Genomic DNA, 2807 nt, shown 5'->3' with positions numbered 1-2807 from the left:
ATATGATGTGCAGCAGGTGAATGTCACCGTGCCGCAAAGCCTGCGCGTGTCGGAGGCGAATGTGTTCTACCCGATCGCCGATATTGTCTGGCGCGGCGAGCCGATGGCGAACCGCCACAATCAGGTGCGCGCCATTGTCAGCGAGGGCATCGGGCGCGGCGTGGCCGCCATGCATAATGGCCGCCCGGTCGGGGTGGATGTCGAGGTGACGCGCTTCCATTCGCTGACGGAAAAGACCCGCTATACCTTTGGCGGCGTCCATTCGGTGAAGTTCATCCTGACGGTGCGCGATCTGGCGACCGGCGGCGTGATCGACGGGCCGCGCGCGGTGGTGGCGGATGTGAAGGGCTCGGGCGGGGCGCAGGCCATTGCCGAGGAGCAGATGGGCCGCACCATGCGCGTCGTCATCACCGAACATCTGGCGGCGGTGATCGCGCGGGAGCTTTCGACCCCGGTTTCGGTGCCCAGCGGTTTGCCGGAAAATGCGCCGGTCTCGCAAGGCACGGTGGCGCCGGAGCAGATTGCCGGGCTTTACTGATCGGGCTTTCGCCGGGGGGCCGAAACGGCTAGAGGGGGGCATCACGCCCCCCTTTTTCGTTGGATACCATGTCTGAGACCCGCAAGACCGTTCGCCTGAAACCCAAGGCCGAGGCCCGCGCCATCCGTCATGGCTTTCCTTGGGTCTATGCCGACGAGTTGGTGACCGACCGCCGCACGCAGGCGCTGGAACCCGGCGCGCTTTGCGTGCTGGAGGATGGCGAGCGCCGCCCGCTGGGTCTGGTGACGGTGAACACCAAATCCAAGATCATCGCCCGGGTGCTGGACCGTGACCCCGAGGCGGTGATTGATCAGGCCTGGTTCGAGGCGCGGCTGGCCCGCGCGCTGGACATGCGGGCGCGGCTGTTCGATCAGCCCTTTTACCGGCTGGTCCATGCCGAGGCCGATGGCCTGCCCGGCGTGGTGATTGATCGCTTTGGCGAGGCGGCGGTGATCCAGCCCAATGCCGCTTGGGCGGAAACCCATGTCGAGGCCCTGGCCGCCGCCCTGCGCGCGGTGACCGGCGTGACCACGGTGATCAAGAACGGCACCGGGCGCTCGCGCAGCCTGGAGGGCCTGACCGAGGAAACCGTGGTGATGGCGGGCGGCGTGGCGGCGCCGATCCCGGTGCTGATGAACGGCGCCACCTATATGGCCGATCTGATGGGCGGGCAGAAAACCGGCCTCTTCTATGACCAGCGCCCGAACCATGCTTTCGCGGCGCGGCTGGCCAAGGGCGCCGCGGTGCTGGATGTGTTCAGCCATGTCGGCGGCTTTGCGCTGGCGGCGCTGGCGGGCGGTGCGAGCAGCGCGCTGGCGGTGGATGCCTCGGCCTCGGCGCTGGCTCTGGCGGCGGAGGGCGCCAAGACGGGCGGTGTGGCCGACCGCTTCACCACCCGGCAGGGCGATGCCTTCGAGGTGCTGGAGGCGCTTGGCACAGAGGGCGCGCGCTTTGATCTGGTGATCTGCGACCCGCCGGCCTTCGCGCCCTCCAAACCGGCGCTGGAGGCGGGCTTGCGCGCCTATGAGCGCATCGCCCGGCTGGCGGCGCCGCTGGTGGCGCCGGGGGGCTATCTCGTGCTGTGTTCGTGCAGCCATGCCGCCGATCTGTCGAGCTTCCGCAATGCCTGCGGGCGTGGTATCGGGCGCGGCGGGCGGCGCGGGCAGCTGATCCAGACCGGCTTTGCCGGGCCGGATCATCCGCTGCTGCCGCAACTGGCGGAAAGCGGCTATCTGAAATCGCTGGTTTTCCGGCTGGATTGATCCGATGCGCGTCACGCTGGATGCCTGCGTGATCTTTCCCTCCGTGCTGCGCGCGATCCTGTTGCGCGCGGCGCGGGCCGGGCTTTATGAACCCGTCTGGTCCGACCGCATTCTGGAGGAATGGCAACGCGCCATCCCCCGCCTTGGCCCGCAGGCGGTGAGCGAGGCCGCGCTGGATGCGGCGCGGGTGCGCGAGGTCTTCCCCCGCGCGCTCACCCCCGCCCGCCCCGAGATCGAGGCGCGCCACATCCTGCCCGACCCGAATGATCTGCATGTGCTGGCCACGGCGATTGCCAGCGGCTCGGATGCCATCCTCACCTTCAACGCCGCCGATTTCCCGGGTCATGTGCTGGCCGCCGAAGGCATCGCGCGGCGCGACCCCGACGGGTTCCTGTGGGAGCTGTGGTCGCACCACCCGCAAGCCATGGACGCCGCCCTCGCCGCCACCCATGCCGAGGCCGAGGCCATGGCAGGCGCGCCGCTTTCGCTGAAAGCCTTGCTGAAACGCAACCGGCTGAACCGCCTTGCCAAGGCGGTTGGGGCCTGAGCGCAGCCTCCCCCTTCATCTTGGTTCAAATATCCACGTCGCAGCGCATCAGGAGGCCGTCCATGTCCAAATCGCTCGCCCGCGTCACCCTGGCCCTCGGCGCTGCCGGGCTGGAAATCACGCCCTTCGAGATGGGCGATTGCCGCACGGCCGAGGCCGCAGCGGCGGCGGCGGGCTGCACGCCCGACCAGATCGTGAAATCCATCCTGTTTGCCGGTGCGGACAGCGGGCGGCTTTATCTGTTTCTGACGGCGGGCGGCAACCGGGTTGATCCGGCCAAGGCCTCCAGCCTTGCGGGCGAGGCTTTGGGCCGGGCCGAGGCGGCGCAGGTGCGCGCCGTCACCGGCTTTGCCATCGGCGGCGTCAGCCCGGTCGGGCATCTGACGGAAAGCCCTGCGTTTTTCGACCCGCGCCTGCTGGATTTCCCGCAGATCTGGGCAGCGGCGGGCACGCCGCGGCA

At 68.9% G+C, this 2807-nt stretch carries 4 protein-coding genes; all 4 read left to right on the top strand.

Annotated elements, in window-relative coordinates:
- On the top strand, positions 1-538 hold a 538-nt coding region (locus JNN06_RS05665; protein WP_291238624.1), incomplete at its 5' end, for a DUF6778 family protein.
- Between the two features lie 68 nt (positions 539-606).
- Complete coding sequence (locus JNN06_RS05660; protein ID WP_291238623.1) at positions 607-1800, top strand: RSP_2647 family RNA methyltransferase; 1194 nt, start codon at positions 607-609, stop codon at positions 1798-1800.
- A gap of 4 nt (positions 1801-1804) precedes the next feature.
- The gene (locus JNN06_RS05655) at positions 1805-2347 is read left to right on the top strand and encodes an RSP_2648 family PIN domain-containing protein (protein WP_291238622.1); all 543 of its coding nucleotides are present in this window, start codon (positions 1805-1807) and stop codon (positions 2345-2347) included.
- Positions 2348-2409: 62 nt separating this feature from the next.
- The coding region (locus JNN06_RS05650) for a YbaK/EbsC family protein (RefSeq protein WP_291238621.1) at positions 2410-2807 on the top strand (398 nt) is incomplete at its 3' end.

Origin of the sequence: Gemmobacter sp., from assembly GCF_016792925.1 — a bacterium.
In the GTDB taxonomy this organism is placed as follows: domain Bacteria; phylum Pseudomonadota; class Alphaproteobacteria; order Rhodobacterales; family Rhodobacteraceae; genus Gemmobacter.
Note: the sequence above shows the minus strand (reverse complement) of the source record. Positions and strands in the feature narration are given on the sequence as shown.

Excerpts from the sequence above, each read along its gene's own strand:
- JNN06_RS05660 (WP_291238623.1), top strand. The coding sequence starts at position 607 with ATGTCTGAGACCCGCAAGACCGTTCGCCTGAAACCCAAGGCCGAGGCC.
- JNN06_RS05655 (WP_291238622.1), top strand. The coding sequence starts at position 1,805 with ATGCGCGTCACGCTGGATGCCTGCGTGATCTTTCCCTCCGTGCTGCGC.